Consider the following 16,991-nt stretch of genomic DNA (forward strand, 5'->3'; position numbering starts at 1 on the left):
AACATGCCAGGGTACGGACGCTCAGGAGCCGACAAGCGCAGGGTGCGCTTTGCGGCGATCGCGGCCGCCCTACTCGCCGCCACGACCGCGGCGGTGGCCGTGAGCAGCTGTTCGATCGTGTCCGACCTGGCCACCCCCGATAAATCGCGGACCATCGTCGTACCGGGCACCGACCCGCTGACCACCGAATCCGCGGTCCCCTCCTCGTCGGTCGGGGTCTCCGAGGCGATGGAATCCGACAGTGCTTCCGGCCAGTGGGACGACTGGTCCTACGGCCACCTGATCGGCGTCGCCCCGCGCGTCGACATCGACCGCTTCCACCGGGCGGCCAAAACGCCGACGTCACCGCTGGTGACGACGACCGGATTCCACTTCAGCACCCCGGACCGCGGTGTCCAGTGCTCGACGGGCGCCAACGGCACCGGGACTCTGTCCTGCGTGTCCAAACGGGTGAACGGTCCGCCCGCCCCACCCGGCGGCACACCGTCGAGCTGTGCGTGGAATCCCTCGATGGCGACGCTCGGGCCGGCCGGCGCGTCGGCCGGGGCCTGCGCGAACCTGTACCCGGTGATGACCCGCTCGTCCATTCTGCCGTCGCGCCAGACGCTTTCGGTCGGGCGCTTCAAATGCCTCGATTCCACCGAGGGCCTGTACTGCCTCCAATCAACCGGGACCGGATTCGCACTCTCCAAGAACGGTTTCGCCGAGATCCGCGCGGAGCAGCGCGCACCCCGGTCGATGCGCGACGCCGCACCGGACGAATCCAATAGCGAGAGCACGCCGACCACCAAACCGACGCGATAATCACGACCCGTTCCACCAATTGTCGCGCGGCGGATGTTATTGTCGGGCCACTGTCAATATCTTTCACACATATTGGTGCGGAAGAGCATGAAGGGACCAGCCATGGCACGGAAAGCCGTAATTCAGATCTTCGACGACCTTGATGGCGCGCAATTGGACACTCACGAGACGGTTCGATTCAGCGTCGACGGGCGTTCCTACGAATTCGACACCTCACCGGCAAACGCGGCGGCCTTCCGCGATTCGCTGGCCCGCTACATCGGTGTCGCTCGCCCGGTCCGTTCGGGTGGCCGCCGGAGCAGCGGTCGCGGCAAGCTGGACACGCAGAAGATCCGCGATTGGGCCAATAGCAACGGTTACACCGTCAGCGACCGCGGCCGTATTCCCGGTCATATCGTCGAGGCCTACGACGCCGCGCACTGAGGCATCGCCTGACATATCGTCGCAAGGACAACGGCTAACGCACCGGGAATACCTCCCGGTGCGTTAGCTTTTCTCGCAGCCTTCTCGACCGTCGAGGATCTCCCGCAGCTCGCGCAGCACACCGAGGTCGGCGTTGCCCGCGACGAGGTTGCGGGCCCGTGCCGCGACGGTGGGATGGGCATTGGCGACCGCGTACGAATGGTCGGCCGCGGCCAGCATCTCCACGTCGTTGAGGTAATCGCCGAAAGCCGCAGTCTGCGCGGGGGTCACACCGAGTCGCCGCTGCAGCATCCGCACGCCGTGCCCCTTGTTGGCGTCGGCGGCCATGACGTCGATCCAGTGCTTCCCCGAGACGACGACCTGCCCGTCGAGTCCGTCGAAGTAGCGTCGCGCGGCCCGAGCCGCGTCGTCGAAGTCGAAGATCGCGAGCTTGAGGACGTCGCGGCAGTGGGGCGTCAAATCGTCGACCTGCGCCAGCTCCACGTAGTACTTCGCGCACTCGGCGACGAATTCCCCATCGGTCCGCTCGATCACGGCACCGTCGGGCCGACAGACGACGACGCCCAGATTCGCGCCGTCGTCGACCGCCGCGCGCACCGCGTCGACGACTCCGCGGGCGAATCCGTCGGGCACGGTCGTCGTCGACACCACCTCCGCTCCCAGGGTGACCAGCGTGCCGTTCTCGGCGATGTAGGAAAGGTGCTCTCCCCCGGGCTCGCCCGCGAAGAGTCCGCGCAGCGTCGCCAGTTGGCGGCCCGAGGCGGGAACGAAGGCGATCCCCCGCTCCGTCAGCTCCGCGAGCAGCGGCCAGAACTCCGGCGGCACCCGGCCGTCGGGCAGCAGGGTGCCGTCCATGTCGGAGACGACGAGTCGGATGTCCACGCCCGCCACCCTAGCGGCGCGCTAGCGTGAGTCATGTTCAAGACAGACACCGACCACATCGACCAGCGCGTCTCCACCGGTGCGCTCCCCGACCTCGATGAGACCCTCGGCCTGCTCCGCGAGGTCCACGAGCGGTATCGCGGTCTCGACGACGGCGCGGTCGCGGACTACATCCCTGCCCTGGCGAAGGTCGATCCGTCGTTGTTCGGGATCTCCGCCTGCTCGGTCGACGGCCACGTCGCCGACGTGGGCGACGCCCGGCACGAGTTCGCGATCGAATCGGCGTCGAAGGCATTCGTCTTCGCCCTGGTGACCGATGCGCTCGGGCACGACGCCATCAAGAAGCGGATCGGCGTCAACAACACCGGGTTACCGTTCAACTCGGTGATGGCGATCGAACTCAACCACGGCAGCGCGATGAACCCGCTGGTCAATGCCGGTGCCATCTCGGCGACCGCCCTGATGCCTGGTAAGACCCCCGACGAGCAGTGGCACCACCTGCTGGCCGGGCTGTCGGCCTTCGCCGGCCGGGAGCTCACCCTGGACACCGAGGTGTACGAGTCCGAGATGGCGACCAACCAGCGCAACCTCGCCCTGGCCCGCCTGCTGCAGAGCTACGGGAACTTCGAGAACGACCCGACGGAGATGGTCGACGTCTACACCCGCCAGTGCTCGCTGCGGGTGACGGCCCACGATCTCGCGGTCATGGGTGCGACCCTCGCCGACGGCGGCGTGAATCCCGTGACCGGCGCACACGTCGTCTCCCCTCGGGTCTGCCGGGACACGCTGGCCGTCATCGCCACCTCCGGGATGTACGAGCGCTCCGGCGAGTGGATGTTCGAGATCGGCATCCCGGCGAAGTCCGGCGTCGGCGGTGGCATCGTCGCGGTGGCGCCGGGCAAGGGAGCGGTCGGGACGTTCTCGCCGCCGCTCGACGTCGCCGGGAACAGCGTGCGCGGGCAGTACGCGATCGGCCATCTGTCGCGCTCGCTGGGCCTCAACGTCTTCGCCTCGGCCGCCCGGGAGGGGATGGCGTAGCGACTGCGGCGAGTGTCGCCAGCGTCGCGTCGACGGGCGCATCCCCGACGGCGGCGCGCCAGCGGCCCACCTCTCGTCGGAAGAGTTCGCCCGACCGAGTGAGCATCTCGATGCCCCTCTCGGTCGGCACGAGCAGCCGTTCCCGGCGATCCGTCGCGTTGCGCTCCCGCGTAATCAGCCCCATCGACTCCAGCGAGTCGGCGGTCTTCGCCGCGGCCTGTTTCGATACGCCGAGCCGCGTGCCCAACTCCACGCCGGTACACCCCGGACCGATGGCCTGCATGGCGAATCCGTGCGTGTCCCGGATGCCGGGGAATCCGACTTCGGCGAGTGCCGCGTTCACGGCGTCGACCAGGTCGCGGAAGGCGACCATCAGCAGGAACGGCGTCGACGCGTCGTCGACCTGACCTCGGCCTTGATCCATGCCGTCCACCCTACCCCTTGTGGTCAATAAGGTTGACGATGTATGGTCAATCTAGTTGACCACTATCGAAAGGACCCCGTTGTGTACCACCTGACCAGCACCTCCGCCCCCACCTACGACCTCCACGGCGTCACCTTCAGCTCTTACGCGGCGAGCCGATCCGGCGCGTCGAGCCTCGCCGCCTGGCGGGCGGACTTCCCGCCGCACACCCCCGGCGCCGCCCACTCGATGACCGCCGAGGAGGTCGTCGCGGTTCTCGACGGGCAGCTCGACGTCGAGGTCGACGACGACCGCTTCACCGCCGCCGCCGGTGACGCCGTCCTCGTTCCCGCCGGGACCCGATTCCGGATCAGCAACAATTCGCCGGCGTCGGCGCGGGCGTGGGTCACCACCACGCTCGGGATGAATGCGGTGATGGGCGACGACCAGCGGATCGCCCCGCCGTGGGCGCAGTAGCGATCATGAATCGGTGAGCGTCAGCGCACCCAGGCCGGCGACGAGCCCGACGACGACGGCGAGCAGGGCGAAGGTGAGCCGCTCCCCGTGGAAGAACGAGGCGACGAGTTCGCTGCTCCACACCCCCGACGGAAGGGTCGCCGTCACCAGCGCGGCGATCATCGTGCCGACGACGGCGGTGCCGACGCTCGAGCCGACTTCCTGCGCCGTGTCGTTGAGGGCCGCGCCGAGCGATGTCCGGTTCTCCGGCATCGCGCTCACCAGCGCGACGGCACAGATCGTCATCACGGTCCGCAGGCCGATCGTGAACGTCACCATGAACAGGGCGATCAGCGGATAGCCGTGCTCGACGCCCCAGGCGAGTCCGGCCAGCGAACCGGCGAGGAGGACGGCGCCGACCAGGCAGGCGATCCGGTGCCCGAACTGCTTGCCGAGCCATTCGGAGAGCGGGGTGGCGACGATCATCGTGATGATCAGCGGCAGGTTGGCCAGACCGGCGCGCATCGGGCTCCACCCCCACGCGTATTGGAAGTGCAGGATCAGGCTGAACATGATCCCGGCCATCGCGATGGAGGTGCCGACCTGCGCGACAGTCGCGCCGCGGATCGTCGGATTGGTGAAGACGTGGAGGTCGAGCATCGGCTCGCGCGCACGACGTTCATGCCAGACGAAGCCACCGGCCGCCAGCACGGCACCGATGATCGACGCCCAGGTGATCAGCGAAGTCCAGCCGTTGTCGACGCCGGAGGTGAGGGTGAAGCAGCCGAGGCCGATGGCGACGATGCTGAGCACCGCGCCGGGAAGGTCGAGCGAATCGTCGGTCAGCCCCGCTGCGTCGTCGGCCGGGACGCCCAGGCGCACCCCGATCCACGCGATCAGCGCGATCGGGGCGTTGACCAGCAGCAACCACTCCCACCGGACGTGGGCGAGCGCGGTCCCGCCGAGAATCGGGCCGAGGATGAAGCCGCTCATGCCGACGACGATCATCAACGTCATCGCCCGCATCCGCAGCGCTTCGTCGTCGAAGAGCCGGAAGACCAGAGAGTTCGTTATCGGGGCCATCATCGCGGCGGCGACTCCCAGTGCCGCGCGCAGCGCGATCAACTCCCCCGACGAGTCGACGGCCATCACTCCGAGGCTGATCAGCCCGAAGGCCACCAGGCCGATCTGGAGGACGCGTCGCCGCCCGAAGCGGTCGGCGAGCGAGCCGGCGGTGAGCAGCAGCCCGCCGAAGGTGAGCGAATAGGCGCCGGTCACCCACTGCAGGGCGGTGGTGCCGGAGCCGAGATCGCGGCCGATCGTCGGGAGCGCGATGGTCAGCAGGGTGTTGTCCACCATCTCCACGAAGAACGCCAGACACAGGGCGGCGAGCGGAATCCAGGCCGCGCGCAACGACGGGTAGGCGCGGGTTGACGGGGTCTCTGACGTTGTGGTCATGAGGCACCTCCTCATTATCGAACAACGTTCGGTTATCGAACGACGTTTGATACGATAGAACAGCGTTCGATTCAGCGCAAGGGAGGATGATGACGGTATGACGACTCGACGGCGGGCATCGCACTCGATGGAGACGGTGGTCTCCGAGGCGGTCGCCCTTCTCGACGAGGCGGGCGAATCCGCGCTGACCTTCCGGGCACTGGCCGCGCGACTCGGCGGTGGTGTCGCGAGCATCTACTGGTACGTCGACAGCAAGGACGAGCTGCTCGACCGCGCCACCGACCACGTGCTGGCCGGGGTCGTCGCCGACACCGCGGGGTTCACCGACGGCGACGACCCGATCGACAACCTGCGCCACATCGCCGTCGCATTGTTCGACGCCGTGGAGGCACGGCCGTGGCTCGGCGCCTATCTCATGCGGGACACGGGAGCCCAACCCAACGGCATGGTGCTCTACGAACGCCTCGGCCAGCAGGTCATGCGCCTGAACCTCCCGCCGCGCGAATCCTTCCACGCCGTTTCCGCAGTGATGGGCTTCGTCATCGGTACCGCCGCCGACCTCGGCCAAGCCATTCCCGCCGAGGTTCTCGACGGGAGTGTGTCACGCGACGAGCACATCGCCGCCCACGCGAACGAGTGGCGTTCCCTCGACGCCGAGCAGTTTCCATTCGTCCACTACATCGTCGACGAATTCGTCACGCACGACGATGCCGAACAGTTCCGGGCCGGCCTCGACCTGCTGCTCGACGGTCTGCGAGCAAGCGCGCAGTCGCAGTAGTCAGAACGGCGGGTCTCCGTCAGCGGGAGGTGGGTTGATCTTCTCCTCGGCGAGGCGCCTGTCACGGTTGGCGGCGCGTTCACGTCGGCGCCGGGCATGCTCGGCTTTCAACCGATTCCGACCTCGGGGCGGAGCGGTCGTATCAACATCAACCGGTGGCGGGTCGGGATCGCGCCAGGTGATCGTCGTCAACGATTCGAAGAGGTCTTGATTCGTTTCGGCCGGCCCGGGAAACCTGATCCCTTCCGGTGAAACCACCTCAGAAACGAGGCGGCCGCCTGGGTCGCGGAATTGGTCATCGATCCAGCCGTGACCGAAGGTCTTCAACAGATGGTGCATCCGACATTTGACGGCCAGCCCGTCGGGATCGGTCCGGCCACCCTGGGCCGGGGCATCGTGGTCGTACTCGGTCACGTGGTCGATGTCGCAGGCCCAGGCCGGATAGTCACAGCCGGGCACCGTGCAATACCCGTCACGGATCCGCACGAAAGCGTCCAAGGCGGTCGAGGGCCGATACGGATCCGACGGCAGAAACGTCGGCAACCACAGACCCTCGGTCTCCGCGTTGTTCTCGATGACAGTCGTCGGCTTGTTGAGCGGGCGGATGCGCACGTCGTCGCGGTCGAGGATGTCGCGCAGGTGAGCAGCAGAAATCACGCCGTGCCCATCCATGAACCCCGGATTGTCGTTCTTTCCGTCGACGGTGGCCCATTCGGCGACTACATGAACCACCACCGCACCCTTTGTCACCGCCGTGCGCTGCTGCTCGGCCAGCCATGCGTTCAAGGCGTCGGGTTCGGGAATCGACGCCCGGCAATCATCGCGACAGCAGTCGCAGTCGAATCGGGTGCCCGACAACAGGGCGAACACCGCATCGCTACGCCGCGCCTCCGGCGACCGTCGATCATGCTCACAAGCGAGAGCCGCCAGACGGGTGACGGCGTCATAGGCGATCGCCGCATCCTCGGCGGTCATCGTCGCTCCAATGCTGGCCATCCCGTCGGCGCCCGGAAGTAACCAGGCACAGCGATCACTCTTGGCCTTCTCCCTGCGGCGGCGCACCGAATCCGGATCGTGGCGGAAGACGATCCGATCCACCATGTCCCGCAATCTGCGATTCGACCAGACACCCCGACCGTTGCCCAAAGCGCAGAAAATGCCGTGATCAATCGCGCCAGCCCACTGTTGCCCGTCGATCAACTCGGTACGGGCGACGATCAACCGGAACTGTCGTGGCGAAATCATCCCGTCCCGCAGGCGCAGACCCACCAACGGCAGTCGATCCCGCATCGCGATCGCCTCGGCCAACCAGGTCTCCGCCGCATCCTGGCCGATCCCGCGCGACATCGCGATCCGTGCCGCGCATTGGCCCTCGACATCCAGGATCCGTGCTCCCCGCGGTGACGGCTCCGGCTTACCGAACGTCGCGAGTTGGCGATGCATCGCACCGATCTCGCGATACTCACACCACGCGATCATCGACGACGCCTTGCCGCAGCCGGCCAAGGTTTCCAGCGTCCACGCCGGCTCACCCACCGTCACATCCATCGCCGCGGCGACAGCCTGCGCCCGGCCCATCCACAACGAGCCGTCCGACTCACCCAAATGGTCCTCACCGCAATCCGGGCCGGCGCAATCGGCGTCGGCCCCGGGAATCGGCAACGGCCCCGCAGCCTCGTCGCACAACAATGCCCACTCCCCGTCCGCCGGATCGACCGGCGCGAACTCCGGGATATCGACCTCATCGGAAACCGCAGCACTCATTGCCTCGAGCGCGGTGTCCAAGATGAGTCCCATGCCTCAACATTAATCGAACATATGTTCGTAGTCAACACACAGTTGTGCAGCTCAGGATGTCTCCAGCATGCGTCGCATCCAGCGCAGCACGCTGGGCATCGCATACCCGGCGGCGATCATGTGCTCACCGGGGACAGCGCGGTATTCGACATCCGCCCCCTTCGCACGCCACCGCTCGACGAGTTCGGTAACGCCCTGCTCGGGGATGAACTGGTCGCCCAGCAACCTGCTCCTCGAACCGTGGTAGAGCAGGACCGGCATCGTCGGAGCGGTCTCACCGGGCCGGTTGGCGGCGATGACCGACTGCGCGATCTCCGAATCAAACGCATCGGGCACCGTGGCCAGTGCGTCGAGGTCGATACGCGCGATACCGGAAGCCGCGAGCGGAGGCTGCGGGAAGTCCTTGATCCGCGTCGCGACGTAGAGGGCGAAGTCGCCGAATAGCTCGACCATCTGCGGGTATTCACGCGCCTGGCCGATGGTGGCCGCGGCGAACAGACCCGACCCCAACGCGCCATTCATGCTGCGGTACAGCAACGAATAGTCGGTCGGTGTCCCGCCCGCGACCGCGCCGTTGAATCGCAGCTCCGGCGCATAGGACGGCTGTTCCTGCGCGGCCCAGGCGGTGGCGATCGCGCCGCCGCTGTAGCCGTCCATTGCCATCGGCGCCTCGGCGAGGTCCGGCTCCACCCGATGCATCCCACGCACCGAATCCAACACCGCGTGTGCAGCCATCAGGCCGGCCGAATACGCCATGCGCGGCCCTTCGTGATCGGGCAGCAGGACCGCGTAGTTGCGGGCCAACAAGAACGGGAGGAATGGCGGGACGTCGACGTAGGTGCCGCGCTTGATCTGGTAGGACGGCGCCGATTTGAGCCCGAGCGAGTTGATGGGCTGATTGCGCACCACGACCGGCCGAGGCCCCGTGCCCCGCCACGACCGTCGCGGCACGATCAACGTTGCCGTCACCGGGACCGGTCTTCCCTCGGTGTCGGTGGATCGGACCATGAACCGCCGAACCTCCATGCCCGGCAACGGGATTCGCGGTGTCACGCGCTCGACGCGGATCACCTCGCCGTTGGCATGCGACGCGAGGTCGCCCGGATCGGTGTAGAAACCCGTCAGCGGGGTCGGCAGAATGGCGGCGTACCGGTCGGCTCGCTGCTCCGGGGTGAGTCGTCGCGCGGCCCACTCGTTGAGATGCCGGATCACCGTCGGGTTCCGCAACGCGGCCGCGGATCCGACCACCCCTGGGCGCTTCATCACGACAGTCCCAACTCCCGAACTCCGATCACTAGACGGCGGACCAACTTGAACTGAACCGCATTCATGATGGTCACCCTAGTGCGACCGTATCGATCGTCAACCCGACACCGCATCGCCCCATCTTTGTGCATTTGAACAGGTAGTCCGGAGAGCTTGGGCGATCATTGACATGTCGTACATCACATTTGCTCAATACTGTCGTCTTCACCATATCTATAGATGTGGTGAGCCGGATCCAGCCTCCAGGCGCAACGCCGACCGCCATCGGTTCCTTGCCCGTGCGCGCTTGATGGCGACACTGTCCGCAGCGACGGTCGTGGTTGAGGCCGGCGCGCGGTCGCGATCGATGAAGGCGCGCAGGACGCACGTCAGCTCGGCCGCGATGTCGGTGCGGTTCCGTGACCCGTCTCCAGCGCAACGAGCGTCGGTCCGCACCGACTCCTTGCAGAGGGCCACGCACGGCTCGTGACCGGCTCGAGCGATCTTCTCTAGCCTGACAAGCAGAACCTACGTAGCACGACCCAACAGATTCTCCAGCGAGAAGCCATTGAGGGCACGAAGTCAAAATCCGCAACGCCCCTACAGCGCTAGAGACTCACGAGCCGTCCTCGGAGTCATAGAGCAGTTTTCCGTCGAATGCCGGGCGTGACTGGTGTTGGAGGAGCAGTGACAGAAGTCCCCGTGCCGTCGTATCTGAAACCCGTGCGAAGCGCTCTACGCCGAACTCGATTTTCGCTGCTGCCGCGTCTATCTTTGCGGTAAGTCCATCGCTGTGTTTGGTGGCCGTACCGAGTAGTGCAGCAGTGACGTGCCGTCGCGCTAGACGGACTAGACGGACGTCGGCTTCCTTTCCCTGAACGGTGTCGAGGACCGACTCCATGCCCTGGAACTTGGACGCGAGCCCTCGGACCTCGGCTTGCATCTTCTCGTGGCGACGCATCCATGATCCCGGCAGGGACGTGGGTGCCACGTCAGCGCCGCCGACCACACCGTGACCGTTTCCGCTAGTGACGCACGCGTCGAGCGCCAGGACGGGAACCCAAATCTGACTCGCGAACTGAACGCGCCACAGGTCACCGGCAGAGCCCAGAAGTGGGCCGAGATCGGCTTGGTTGGACTTCAGCGGACGATAGGTTTCTTCGTCGCCCTTGGCGGCTGGCTTCAACTCTGTGAGAAGAACCCTCGTCAGAGCGTTACTCCTCCGGCCGCTCGCCCTGACGCTCAGGTCGCACGCCTGCGTAAGGAGAATGTAGTAGCGGGGTCTGCCTTGGCTACGTCCCTTGCCGAAAAGATCATGGAACTTGAAAATGTCACCGACGTCGAGGGGGCTTGCCAGTGATGCGAGGGACTCTCCAGTCTCGAACTGTTCGTCCCACTGAACTTGGTCGTACTGGGCTGGCCGAGAGACACCATCAAGATACAGCTTGACCGCTCCGGCGTTGCGTAGCTTGTTGAGCACCTTGTCGACGAACACGGCGTCTCGTAACGAGGCTGCGAGCGATTTGCGTGCGAATGTCGCAGCGATCCGCATCGCATAGTCCGTCTCGTATAGGCCCTCTTCGCGAGCCGCTTCGAATGCTGCGAGGAGCAAGTACCGATCGACACCTCTCAATGCCTCGATGGCCTTGAGGTTCGCTTGCTCAAGGCTCTTAACCGCATGCGATCGGAAGGCCTCGATCTCCGATGCGAACAAGACAAGGCGCAGTGCCTGGGGGAACTGCTGATCCTGGAGGCGGCGTTTGGCGACCACGATGACCGGCCGGCTGGTGGCCAATCCATCGGTGATCTCGGCTGCGATATCGTTCTCGCGACCCTCGTCGGCAGCCGTGTGGGTTAGCAGCCCCACGTGAACGTGGTCGCGGTCGTCGCGCGCAAGCACGCCCCGCACCAGGTCATCACCCGCGGTAGCCGAGCCTCCCTCTCGCTCGAAGCTGCGATCAAACAGGAGCAAAGTTGGCACTTGGTCATCAAGTAGGGCCTCGCCCGCAGCCCGCCAGTCCGCAAGTCTCATCCGCCGGAAGTCGGCGACACCTTCGAGGAGCTCTGGAAGCGCAAGCAGGGCGGCGTTGTTGCCAGCAACGTCTTGGGGCTGATCGTCAACCAGGCCACCGCCCGACGCTTGGGCACGTAGCGCGGCTTGGGTCAGCTCGTCCCGCTGAAGGTCGGTGAGGTCGTCCCAGGAGGTGCTGACAAGATCGAGCACCTCGTCCTGGCTGAGTTCTTCGGCTTGCTCGTCTTCGCTATCGGGAAGGATAAGCCTCGCAACGAGCACCGTGTCGATGGACTGCGCTCGGATGGCCCCGAGCACGTCCTCCTTGCTCTGCTGTGTGCCCGGAGCGTGATCGTCATCGACGTTGACGACCCTGGTGATACCAAGCGCGGTCAGGAGTTCTTGGATTTGCTCCTTCTGATTGGGTGATCCGCTGTCAACGGCCTCACTGCTCACGTTCGTTCCCCTTCGCGAGTTCCGCATCCATGAAGTGCATACGGAACTTGTAGCGTCGACCCCGACTGTTTCGGTCAGGGGAAAGGAGAATCGACGCGTTCATCGAGTCGAGGAGCTGCCGGACGACAAAGAGGCCGAGACCTCGGCCCGACTGGGATGGCTTCATCGTAATGAAGGGGTCAAATGCAAGTTCCTCGATCGACTCGTCTACGCCCACGCCGTCGTCTTCAACGGTGACGAACGGGCCATCCACGGTGATCCTGATGACCCCCTGGTCGGCCCTCTTGGCGAAAATCTGCCGAAGAAGCCAGTACTCGCTGTTGAGGATGAGATTGTCAAACACTTGCGTGAGCTTGCCTTCGTTGACTCGAACAACGAAGTCGTTCGCCACATCGATCTCAAGTTTGAGGCCGTTCGTACCCCACCTCGCCGTGAAGTACTCGTCAAGCTTCTGGCACATATCTGACATGCGCACGTTGTCGCGGCGCTCTCGCATGTAGCGCAGAGCTGGCGATAGCCTTGCGACCTGCTTGCTCAGTCCGCTTGCGGACGAGCGGACGTGCTCCACGAAGGTCCAGACTCGCTGGTCGGTGCTCCCAGAGGTCTTCAGGTACTGGACGATCTGAGCGCTGCGGCCACGCAGCCCATCGCTGATGTGTTGCACCTCGTGAGCAAGTGCTTCAGCGCCCAGACCTAGGGCAACCGACTCCCACGCGTCTCCGATCTGGTCTTGGGCGAGACGTAGCTGCTCCTCCAGTAACTCAACACCGAGGCGCATGCGGTCATGTGCCTCCTTGAGGTCATCCAGGCGGCCGATGAGAGTCCTCGCCTCCGCGACAGAAGTCCTGAGTTGCGAGATCGTGTTGTCAAGTGCAGCTGCGAGAGTCGGGTCGTGGAAGACGGTACCTTCTGCACTTCGTTGCTGTTCGTCTAGGGTGGATGTCAAGGCTTCAATCTGGTTCAGCACCCCTTTGGTTTCAGCGGCCTGAGCGGCTAGGCCCGAACCCTCTGAGATGCGTCTATTCACGTCTTTGATCAACTCTTGAGGAGTGATCCGTGGCGAGACGTCGATCGACTCAGCCAGCTTCTCGCGCTTATAGTCGTTGTAGCCTCGACGCAGATGCTCCTGAACTCGCGCAGCGTATGCGGCCCACGCCTTCATCACCAAAATGAAATTGCGGTAAGCCGGGGTATCTCTGAATGCTTCACGGTTGGTGGTCTCTTCCAACGCAGCGTTCCCTCTGGCAGAGATGCTCACGTATCCTGAGACGTTTCCCGGCCGGAGGCTGTAGTAGGAACCTCCGGATGTCCATTGCTCTCCCAGGCCGAGCCAGTCTTCATCCACTCGAACGCCGAAGCCGTCCCGATAGACCTTGATGCCCACGAGAGCGCGGACAAACTCCTTGTAGTCCGAGGTGCGGTCGAAGATGCTGGTTGTGTCGCGCGCCAACGAGATGGCACTCACTTCACCATGAAACGGGCCCGGCGAGATCACTTCCTTGGCGACGAGTTCGACGTCCTTGAGAGTCGATAGTTGGATAGTGGATTCACTCTTGAGAAAGTACTGGTCGTCGCCAGGTTCGATGCCGAGTGGACGTGCACGCGCAGATTCAGATTTCGCGAGAAGCCACTGGGAGAACGCATACCCATTGTCACGATCGATGAGATCATCAAAGGCCGCGACGTCCTCTGCGCCCTGCTGTGGTCGCAAGAATGAGGACGAGTAGGTTCCTGTGATAGCGAGTTGCTCTCCGTCGAACTCGAAGGAATAGATCACCGGCGCCGCCTTCAGTACCTCCTGGGCCTTTTCTCGGAGATTGATGAGAGTCGTGTCGATCGTCAACGAGATGTTGAATCCTGATACTCCTTCATACGGTGAGATCATGGAAGCAAGCTCGCGCTGGAGGTCGTTCGTCTCGTGCTGACGCCAAAACTCCGGGTCCCGCAGACCGCGAATCTCTAGACGTGTTCCCCTCTTCATACTTCCGGCGGGGAGCTGGTTCACATCGATAGGCACACTGCTCAGTGATTCCGCCCCTGCGAAGTCGCTCCAGTTCATCACAACGTTCAGCGGGGCCACCGAGGCTTGGTCCTCGCTCCGGTGAGTGGTGGTCATCGCGAGCTGATCGCCGAGCCGCTGAGCTCCAAGGCGACCCAAGCCCTTGTCGCCGAGCGGGGTACGCTTCTTCGCTGTGACCTGACCTGCTGCCTTCATCTCCAGCTTTTGGCTTAGCGACACCGTGAGCCAGCCACGCTTGATGGCCGAGAGGTCCATTCCGGTGCCGTCATCGATGATGGTGATCGCACCGACAAGCTCGTCCTGTTCTTCATCGGACTCGTCCGAAGAGCCAGCTTCGGGGTTGTCCAGAAGTTCGCCAGACAGGCGGTCGAACCGGGCGTGTGTATCAATAGAAACACGCACACGGGTTGCGTCAGCATCGTAGGAGTTCTTGATCAACTCCATCAGAGCTTGCATGTCGTCGGTGATTAGGTCGGCACCCAGTTTGAACACGACCGACGGATGCACATCGAGCTGGAGGGTCTCCACGACCGTTGAATTGCTTGAAGCAGACCCGCTCACAAATCTGCCCTCCACGATCTGGTGATCAGAACCCATTCTTGCGCCATCGTGGCACCCTGATTGTTCTTGGCTGCCATGCGCTTGCGTGACCCTGGAAGCACCCGCTCGATGATCATGACTTCTTCATGGTTGTCCGCAAGGAGAAGTTCCCGAGTGATGCCTACGAGCGGAAAAGTCTGCTTCCCAACGCGTCGTTCCCCCAGGGTGAAGAAGCAGAACGCCCCGTCTTTCAGGCGAGGACCGAGGCTGCTCAATGCATGGTGATAATCGCGGACGAACGAAAGGACTTTCTTTCTGAGAGCCGGCTTCTCATCGATCCGCGGTAGCCACGCCTTCAAGGTTGCCGACTTCTCGCACAAGTCATTTCGGGATGCATCGGCTTCCTTGAGCGAGCCGCCGAGACTCAGCAGGTCGATCCGATGCGTCGATTCCACTAGCGTCTCGTCGAACGCTCCTGGGATGTCCTCGTGAGCGATCCACTGTAGATGTCGACGACGCGTGAATACTGACCCCCAGACGACGGGTGAAAGTTGACCCCCCTCGTCATTCTGGAGGGATGATTTCAGTGGAAGACTGGGCCGAGATCCGTCGGCTGCACAAGGCGGAGGGGTTGTCGATCAAGGCCATCGTCCGGGTGACCGGGCACTCGCGGAACACGGTGCGCGCGGCGCTGCGGTCGGACGCGGCGCCGAAGTACACGCGGCCGTCGAAGGGCTCGTTGGTCGACGCCGTCGAGCCACAGATCCGTCAGCAACTCACATTGGATCCGAAGATGCCGGCAACGGTGATCGCCGAACGGATCGAGTGGACGAACTCGTTGACGATCTTGAAGGACCGGATCCGGCAGATCCGCCCGGAGTACGTCGGGATCGACCCGGCCGATCGGATCGTCCACAAGCCCGGCGAGTCGGCGCAGATGGACTTGTGGTTCCCCGAGACGCGGATCCCGACCGGGTTCGGCAACGCCGAGATCCTCCCGGTGCTGGTGATGACGTTGACGTTTTCGAAGGTTCTGTCGGCGATGATGATCCCGTCACGGCAGGCCGGAGACATCCTGGCCGGGATGTGGGCGTTGATATCGGCGATCGGGAAGGTCTCGAAAACGCTGGTGTGGGACCGCGAATCAGCGATCGGCGGCACCGGGAAAGTCACCGAGCCGGCGCAGATGTTCGCCGGAACTCTGGGCACCAGGATCGTGCTCGCGCCGCCCCGAGACCCGGAGTTCAAGGGGATGACCGAACGCAACAACGGCTATTTCGAGACCTCGTTCCTGCCGGGTCGGGAATTCGCCTCACCCGCGGACTTCAACTCCCAACTTGGGTTGTGGTTGCCGAAGGCGAACGCGCGGACGGTGCGGTCGTTGCATGGTCGACCGATCGACTTCCTCGACGAGGACCTGGCCGCGATGACCGGGTTGCCGCCGGTGGCGCCGCACGTCGGCTTGTCCTCGCGAGTCCGTTTGAGTCGTGACTACTACGTGCGGGTCGACGGTAACGATTACTCGGCGCATCCGTCAGCGATCGGCCGGTTCGTCGACGTCGCGGCGAGCATGGACGAGGTCGTGATCTCCTGCCAGGGGCAGGTCATCGGTGCTCATTCGCGGTGTTGGGACACTGCGCGCACGATCACCGACGACGAGCACGTGGCCGCGGCGAAGGTCCTGCGTCATGACTATGCGCAAGCCCAGAAGGCCAGGTACCAGGCGGCTCGTCGGGGAAAGCTGGTGCCGGTCGAGCCCGCGCTGGTGCGCGATACCGCCTCCTACGACGAACTGTTCGGGGTGGACTTCGACCCGAACCCGACGACCGGTCATCGCGAGGTGATCGCATCATGACCATGACGGCATCTGCGGCCGGTTCGTCGACGGCCTCGACGTTGGCGTATCTGGCTCGGGTCCTCAAGACCCCGACGATCGGCCGGGTGTGGGAACAACTGGCCGACACAGCCCGCGAGGAGGGCTGGTCGCACGAGGAGTACCTGGCCGCGGTCCTGCAACGGCAGGTCGCAGACCGTGAAGCCTCCGGCACCAGGTTGCGGATCGCCGGCGCCCATTTCCCGGCGGTCAAGTCGTTGGAGGACTTCAACCTCGATCACCAGCCATCGCTGCGACGAGACGTGTTGGCGCATCTGACGACGATGTCGTTCGTGGCCAAGGCCGAGAACGTCGTGCTCCTCGGGCCGCCCGGAGTCGGCAAGACGCATCTGGGGATCGGGCTGGGCATCAAGGCGTGCCATGCCGGATATCCGGTCGCGTTCGACACCGCGACCGGGTGGGCCGCTCGCCTGCAGGCCGCGCACACCGACGGCCGCCTCGAGCACGAGTTGAAGCGGCTGCGCCGCTACAAGTTGTTGATCATCGACGAGGTCGGCTACCTACCGTTCGACGCCGATCAGGCGAACCTGTTCTTTCAGTTGATCGCGCACCGTTACGAGCAGGGCTCGATCCTGGTGACCTCGAACATGCCGTTCGGCCGGTGGGGCGAAGTGTTCGGCGACGACATCGTCGCCGCAGCGATGATCGACCGGCTCGTGCACCACGCCGAAGTCCTCACCCTCAGCGGTGACTCGTACCGGACCCGCTCCCGACGGGAGCTCCTCACAACTTCGCCCGAACCGGGCGAACAGCAGTAACCAACCATCAAAGGGGGTCAGGTTTCAG

Annotated in this window: 15 protein-coding genes; 7 read left to right on the plus strand and 8 right to left on the minus strand. The window is 64.4% G+C overall.

Going from position 1 to position 16,991, the window contains the following annotated elements; genetic code table 11:
• Positions 1 to 3 precede the first annotated feature (3 nt).
• Both HUN08_RS12935 and HUN08_RS12940 read left to right on the plus strand, forming a co-directional pair.
• The gene (locus HUN08_RS12935) at positions 4 to 804 is read left to right on the plus strand and encodes a hypothetical protein (RefSeq protein ID WP_124249076.1); all 801 of its coding nucleotides are present in this window, start codon (positions 4 to 6) and stop codon (positions 802 to 804) included.
• Between the two features lie 102 nt (positions 805 to 906).
• On the plus strand, positions 907 to 1,227 hold the full coding sequence (locus tag HUN08_RS12940) for an Lsr2 family protein (protein ID WP_124249088.1): 321 nt from the start codon (positions 907 to 909) through the stop codon (positions 1,225 to 1,227).
• 63 nt (positions 1,228 to 1,290) lie between these two features.
• Here the strand turns inward: HUN08_RS12940 and HUN08_RS12945 are convergent, their stop codons facing one another.
• Complete coding sequence (locus tag HUN08_RS12945) at positions 1,291 to 2,109, minus strand: Cof-type HAD-IIB family hydrolase (protein ID WP_124249077.1); 819 nt, start codon at positions 2,107 to 2,109, stop codon at positions 1,291 to 1,293.
• A gap of 33 nt (positions 2,110 to 2,142) precedes the next feature.
• Here HUN08_RS12945 and glsA point away from each other — a divergent pair, with 33 nt between their 5' ends.
• On the plus strand, positions 2,143 to 3,147 hold the full coding sequence (gene glsA, locus HUN08_RS12950; protein WP_124249078.1) for a glutaminase A: 1,005 nt from the start codon (positions 2,143 to 2,145) through the stop codon (positions 3,145 to 3,147).
• On the opposite strand, the gene HUN08_RS12955 is transcribed toward glsA, so the two are convergent.
• Positions 3,107 to 3,571 (minus strand): MarR family winged helix-turn-helix transcriptional regulator, encoded by a 465-nt coding sequence (locus tag HUN08_RS12955; RefSeq protein WP_124249079.1) that lies wholly within the window; start codon positions 3,569 to 3,571, stop codon positions 3,107 to 3,109. The two genes, glsA and HUN08_RS12955, sit on opposite strands and share 41 nt — an antisense overlap.
• Before the next feature lie 42 nt (positions 3,572 to 3,613).
• Between HUN08_RS12955 and HUN08_RS12960 the strand changes: the two genes are divergently transcribed.
• Entirely contained in the window at positions 3,614 to 4,027 is a 414-nt protein-coding gene (locus HUN08_RS12960; protein WP_301546730.1) for a cupin domain-containing protein, read from the plus strand.
• 3 nt (positions 4,028 to 4,030) lie between these two features.
• Here HUN08_RS12960 and HUN08_RS12965 read toward each other — a convergent pair whose 3' ends face one another.
• A complete protein-coding gene (locus HUN08_RS12965) occupies positions 4,031 to 5,464 on the minus strand; it encodes an MFS transporter (protein WP_124249080.1) in 1,434 nt (477 codons plus the stop codon).
• Positions 5,465 to 5,561: 97 nt separating this feature from the next.
• Here HUN08_RS12965 and HUN08_RS12970 point away from each other — a divergent pair, with 97 nt between their 5' ends.
• Positions 5,562 to 6,242 (plus strand): TetR/AcrR family transcriptional regulator, encoded by a 681-nt coding sequence (locus HUN08_RS12970; RefSeq protein ID WP_124249081.1) that lies wholly within the window; start codon positions 5,562 to 5,564, stop codon positions 6,240 to 6,242.
• On the opposite strand, the gene HUN08_RS12975 is transcribed toward HUN08_RS12970, so the two are convergent.
• The 5 genes from HUN08_RS12975 to HUN08_RS13000 form a co-directional block, all read right to left on the minus strand.
• Entirely contained in the window at positions 6,243 to 8,027 is a 1,785-nt protein-coding gene (locus HUN08_RS12975) for an HNH endonuclease signature motif containing protein (RefSeq protein ID WP_165353464.1), read from the minus strand.
• A gap of 63 nt (positions 8,028 to 8,090) precedes the next feature.
• Positions 8,091 to 9,302, minus strand: a complete 1,212-nt coding sequence (locus tag HUN08_RS12980; RefSeq protein WP_124249083.1) for a lipase family protein — start codon at positions 9,300 to 9,302, stop codon at positions 8,091 to 8,093.
• A 598-nt stretch (positions 9,303 to 9,900) separates the two neighbouring features.
• Positions 9,901 to 11,751, minus strand: coding sequence for a hypothetical protein (locus HUN08_RS12990; protein WP_124249084.1), 1,851 nt, complete (start codon positions 11,749 to 11,751; stop codon positions 9,901 to 9,903).
• The gene (locus HUN08_RS12995) at positions 11,741 to 14,299 is read right to left on the minus strand and encodes an ATP-binding protein (RefSeq protein WP_165353465.1); all 2,559 of its coding nucleotides are present in this window, start codon (positions 14,297 to 14,299) and stop codon (positions 11,741 to 11,743) included. The genes HUN08_RS12990 and HUN08_RS12995 overlap by 11 nt, the downstream gene beginning before the upstream one ends.
• A 29-nt stretch (positions 14,300 to 14,328) precedes the next feature.
• Positions 14,329 to 14,766 carry a hypothetical protein gene (locus HUN08_RS13000; RefSeq protein ID WP_124249086.1) on the minus strand — a complete coding sequence of 146 codons (438 nt, stop codon included), beginning with the start codon at positions 14,764 to 14,766 and terminating at the stop codon, positions 14,329 to 14,331.
• Positions 14,767 to 14,888: 122 nt separating this feature from the next.
• Here HUN08_RS13000 and istA point away from each other — a divergent pair, with 122 nt between their 5' ends.
• On the plus strand, positions 14,889 to 16,166 hold the full coding sequence (istA, locus tag HUN08_RS13005) for an IS21 family transposase (protein WP_124249144.1): 1,278 nt from the start codon (positions 14,889 to 14,891) through the stop codon (positions 16,164 to 16,166).
• Between the two features lie 2 nt (positions 16,167 to 16,168).
• Positions 16,169 to 16,963 (plus strand): IS21-like element helper ATPase IstB, encoded by a 795-nt coding sequence (istB, locus tag HUN08_RS13010; protein WP_298446595.1) that lies wholly within the window; start codon positions 16,169 to 16,171, stop codon positions 16,961 to 16,963.
• Positions 16,964 to 16,991 lie beyond the last annotated feature (28 nt).

Source organism: Gordonia sp. X0973, assembly GCF_013348785.1.
GTDB lineage: Bacteria > Actinomycetota > Actinomycetes > Mycobacteriales > Mycobacteriaceae > Gordonia.